3 protein-coding genes and 1 pseudogene are annotated in these 4,296 nt (G+C 69.0%); 3 read left to right on the top strand and 1 reads right to left on the bottom strand.

The genetic code is table 11. The features are described from left to right. Nucleotides 1–183: pseudogene (locus tag IM770_RS06880) on the bottom strand (GTP 3',8-cyclase MoaA); the annotation flags it as partial. 225 nt (nucleotides 184–408) lie between these two features. On the opposite strand from IM770_RS06880, the gene IM770_RS06875 reads away from it, so the two are divergent. The 3 genes from IM770_RS06875 to IM770_RS06865 form a co-directional block, all read left to right on the top strand. After that, complete coding sequence (locus tag IM770_RS06875; protein WP_203580375.1) at nucleotides 409–1,854, top strand: cytochrome ubiquinol oxidase subunit I; 1,446 nt, start codon at nucleotides 409–411, stop codon at nucleotides 1,852–1,854. An 18-nt stretch (nucleotides 1,855–1,872) separates the two neighbouring features. Further along, nucleotides 1,873–2,907 carry a cytochrome d ubiquinol oxidase subunit II gene (gene cydB, locus IM770_RS06870; protein ID WP_203580374.1) on the top strand — a complete coding sequence of 345 codons (1,035 nt, stop codon included), beginning with the start codon at nucleotides 1,873–1,875 and terminating at the stop codon, nucleotides 2,905–2,907. Between the two features lie 190 nt (nucleotides 2,908–3,097). Next, nucleotides 3,098–4,296, top strand: a 1,199-nt coding sequence (locus IM770_RS06865) for an ABC transporter ATP-binding protein/permease (RefSeq protein ID WP_275403126.1), incomplete at its 3' end; no start/stop codon positions are given.

The following is a 4,296-nucleotide window of genomic DNA, read 5'->3' as shown; positions in this document are numbered from 1 at the left end:
GCACCGCAGCGAACACCGGTCCGTGAGCGAGATCCGCAGATCCCGATGCACCCGCCCATGCGTATCCACCAACGGCGCCCCCACACCCGCCGCCACGGGCGCCTCACCCGCGGACACGCGCGCGGCAGCCGACGCCGCCGGCACCGGCATCCGCCGACCGATCACCACCGGAACCGCCGTCATGCGCCCGGCCCCGATCGCTGCGCCCGGCTCGCCATGTTCTCGAGGGTAGCCGCGCCCTCGCGCACCCGACTCCGCGATGACGCTTTATTCACGGCGGCAGGCCTCGCGCGACGCCGCCGATCCTGGGATTCTGAACCACGGAGCACCCGCTGGGGGATGCTCGCCTGTGTGGTCTGACCACATGTTACTGTGGTCAGACCACGTCCGGATCGATCGGAAGCGCACATGGATCTGCTGGACCCTCTGCTGCTGGCACGCTGGCAGTTCGGCCTCACGACGCTCTACCACTTCCTGTTCGTCCCACTCACGCTGGGCATGGCGCTGACGGTCGCGATCTTCCAGACCGCGTGGTTCCGCACCGGCAACGTGAAGTGGCTCCATCTGACCCGCTTCTTCGGCAAGATCTTCCTGATCAACTTCGCGATGGGCGTCGTGACGGGGATCGTGCAGGAGTTCCAGTTCGGCATGAACTGGTCGTCCTACTCGCGCTTCGTCGGCGATGTCTTCGGCGCCCCACTCGCCTTCGAGGGCCTCATGGCCTTCTTCTTCGAGGCGACCTTCATCGGCCTCTGGATCTTCGGGTGGGACAAGCTGCCCAAGGCCCTCCACCTCGCCAGCATCTGGATCGCGACGATCGGCGCATGGTTCTCGGCGTACTTCATCCTCGCGGCGAACGCCTTCATGCAGAACCCGGTCGGCTTCAAGATGGCCGAAGACGGCTCGCGCGCCGAGATGACCGACTTCTTCGCGGTGCTGACCAACCCGGTGGCCCTCGCGGCGCTTCCCCACACTCTCTTCGCCGCTTTCATGATGACGGCGGGCGTGATCGTGTCGATCTCGGCCTGGCACCTCCTGCGCAAGCAGAACATCGACATGATGCGCTCGTCGCTGAAGTTCGGCCTGTGGGGACTCATCGCCGCCTTCGCCGGTGTCGCCATCTCGGGCGACCAGCTGAGTCTCGTGATGGTGGCCACGCAGCCGATGAAGATGGCGGCCGCCGAGGCGATGTTCGACAGCGCCTGCGGGGCGGACGCCTCGTTCTCGGTGTTCACCCTCGGCACCCCCGACGGCTCGAGCGAGCTGTTCTCGATCCGCGTGCCGTATCTGCTCGCGCTGCTGTCGACGCACTCGTTCGACGGCTGCGTCGAGGGCATCAACGACCTCAACCTGCAGTACACGACGGAGCTGTTCCCGCAGTTCGCCGACCAGGTCGACGGCAACTTCGCGCCGATCCTGTGGGTCACGTACTGGTCGTTCCGCTGGATGATCGGCCTCGGCAGCGTGGCGGCGCTGGTCGGCGTCGTCGGTCTCTGGCTCACGCGCAAGAAGGCCAAGCGCGAGGTTCCCGCGTGGGCGTGGCGCCTCGCGATCTGGGCCTGGCCTGCCTCGCTCTTCGCGATCCTCGTCGGCTGGGTCTTCACCGAGATGGGCCGCCAGCCGTGGATCGTCTTCAGCCTCATGCTCACCGAAGACGGGGTCTCGCCGTCGGTGCCCGGCTGGACCGTGCTCATCTCGTTGACGGCGTTCACGCTCATCTACGCCGCGCTGGCGGTGGTGGAGTTCGGCCTCATCGTGAAGACCGCCAAGAAGGGTCCGGATCCGCTGCCCGGACCGGATGACCCCCACCCCCGCGACGTCGCGGTCGAAGACACCCCCACGACGGTCTACTAAGGGCTGCAGGAGAACATCATGGATCTCGCCTACCTCTGGTTCTGGATCGTCGGCTTCCTCTTCGTCGGCTACTTCGTGCTCGACGGGTTCGACTTCGGCGTCGGCATGTCGCTGCCGTTCCTCGGCAAGAACGACGTCAGCCGACGCCAGGTGATCAACACCATCGGCCCGGTGTGGGACCTCAACGAGACCTGGGTCATCGTCGCCGGCGCGTGCCTGTTCGCCGCGTTCCCCGAGTGGTACGCGACGCTCTTCAGCGGCTTCTACCTCGCGCTGCTGCTGATCCTGCTCGCCCTGATCCTGCGCGGCGTCTCGTTCGAGTACCGTCACCAGCGCGACTCGCTGCGGTGGAAGGCCGGCTTCGACCGGATGATCGTCATCGGCTCGGCCGTGCCGGCGTTCCTGTGGGGCGTCGCCGTCGCGAACATCGTGCAGGGTGTGCCGCTGGACGCCGCCCATGAGTTCACGGGCTCGCTGCTGACACTGCTCAACCCCTACGGGCTGCTCGGCGGTCTCACGACGCTGCTGCTGTTCTTCACGCACGGCGTCTACTTCGTCGCGTTGAAGACCGACGGCCAGGTCGCCGCCGACGCGCGCCGGCTCGCCGGCCGCGCGGGGCTGCTGACGATCGTGGTCGCCGCCGCGTTCCTGGTGTGGACGGTCGGCATGGCGTTCACCGAGGGCCGCGACTTCGCACTCGTCACCGCCGTGCTCTCGGCGGTGGCGGCGGTGCTGCTCATCGCATCGTGGCTCGCCAACGCGCGGGGCCGCGAGGGCTGGGCGTTCGGGTTCGGCGCCTTCACCATCGTCTCGGCGGTGCTCGCCGTCTGGTTCGCGCTGTTCCCGTACGTGATGCCCTCGACCGGCGACCCGGCGGGCTCCCTCACCATCGAGAACGCGTCGAGCACCGACTACACGCTGACGATCATGTCGTGGGCGGCGCTCATCTTCCTGCCGCTGGTGCTCGCCTACCAGGGCTGGACGTACTGGATCTTCCGCAAGCGCATCACCCGCTCGCGGATCGAGCAGGCAGCTGCGGCGCCCGCCCACTGAGACGAAGGGATGACGGATGCCGCGACCCGCGGCATCCGTCCCCTCCCGCTTCGTCGACACCGCGGTTGCTCGCCGGACAGCACGTCGGACGCGTCGACGATGTGCGAGCCCGGCGAGAGCGTGGCTGCTCGACGGGGCCGGGCGGGACGACGGAGGGCCGCATACGGGCGCGGGTAGGGTCGAAGGAGCGATGGACGAGACGCAGGACGACGGACCCCGACCGCTGTCGGGCAAGCCGGTCGACCCTCGCCTGCTGCGGTACGCGCGGGCCTCGCGCTGGTTCTTCGTCGCGATCGGCGCCCTCGCGGTGGCGCAGACGGGCGTCATCGTCGCGTTCGCGTGGCTGCTGACGCGCGCGATCACCGGCGCCATCGACGGGATGCCGCTGCCCGAGCTGTCTCCGACGCTCGCAGCGCTCGCGATCGTGGTGGTCGCGCGCGCGGTGCTGCTGTGGGCGCGCGAAGCCGTGTCGGCCCGCGCCGCCGCGCGTGTGCAGGGCCAGTTGCGCGCCGCACTCGTCGAGGCGGTCGGAGTCCTGGGGACGGAATGGCTCGGCGCCCGGAACTCCGCTGCCCTTGCGGTGACCGCCGGGCGCGGACTCGAAGCGCTCGAGGCGTACTTCGGCCGCTACCTGCCGCAGCTGGTGCAGACCGTCGTCGCGACGCCGCTGATCCTGGCGGTGATGTGGTGGCAGGACTGGATCTCGGGCCTCACCGTGCTGCTCACCCTTCCCCTCATCCCGATCTTCATGGTTCTGATCGGCCTCGCCACGCGCTCGGTGCAGCAGAAGCAGTGGCGCACGCTGCAGCGCCTCGCGTCGCGCTTCGCCGACACCGTGCAGGGCCTGTCGACCCTCAAGATCTTCGGCCGGCAGCACCGTGCCGCCGCGTCCATCGAGCGTGTCACCGACGAGTACCGCCGCGAGACGATGCGCGTGCTCCGCGTCTCGTTCCTCTCGGGTTTCATGCTCGAGTTCCTCGCGTCGATCTCGGTCGCGATCGTCGCAGTCTCGATCGGGTTCCGGCTCATCGACGGGTCGCTGACGCTCGCGGTCGGCCTCTTCGTGCTGCTGCTCGCGCCCGAGGCGTATCTGCCGCTGCGCCAGGTCGGCGTGCAGTTCCACGCCGCGGCGGAGGGCGTGGCGGCGACCGACGACGTGTTCGAGGTGCTCGACGCGGCTCGTACCTCCGCCGTGGGCGTTTCGTCTTCGGGCGCTGGAGCGCCCTCCGCTCAACGACCGGGGCCGGCCGTCGAGCGAGCGACGAACGAGCGAGACGAAACGCCCCCGCACCCGGCGCACACCGCGACCGCGAGCCCGGGCGTCGAGCGAGCGAGGAACGAGCGAGACGAAACGCCCCCGCACCCGGCGCACACCGCGACCGCGAGCCC

The sequence above is a fragment of the Microbacterium hibisci genome, assembly GCF_015278255.1.
GTDB classification, from domain to species: Bacteria; Actinomycetota; Actinomycetes; order Actinomycetales; family Microbacteriaceae; genus Microbacterium; species Microbacterium hibisci.
Note: the sequence above shows the minus strand (reverse complement) of the source record. Positions and strands in the feature narration are given on the sequence as shown.

Coding starts and splice junctions, on each gene's coding strand:
- cydB (WP_203580374.1), top strand. CDS start 1,873: ATGGATCTCGCCTACCTCTGGTTCTGGATCGTCGGCTTCCTCTTCGTC.
- IM770_RS06875 (WP_203580375.1), top strand. CDS start 409: ATGGATCTGCTGGACCCTCTGCTGCTGGCACGCTGGCAGTTCGGCCTC.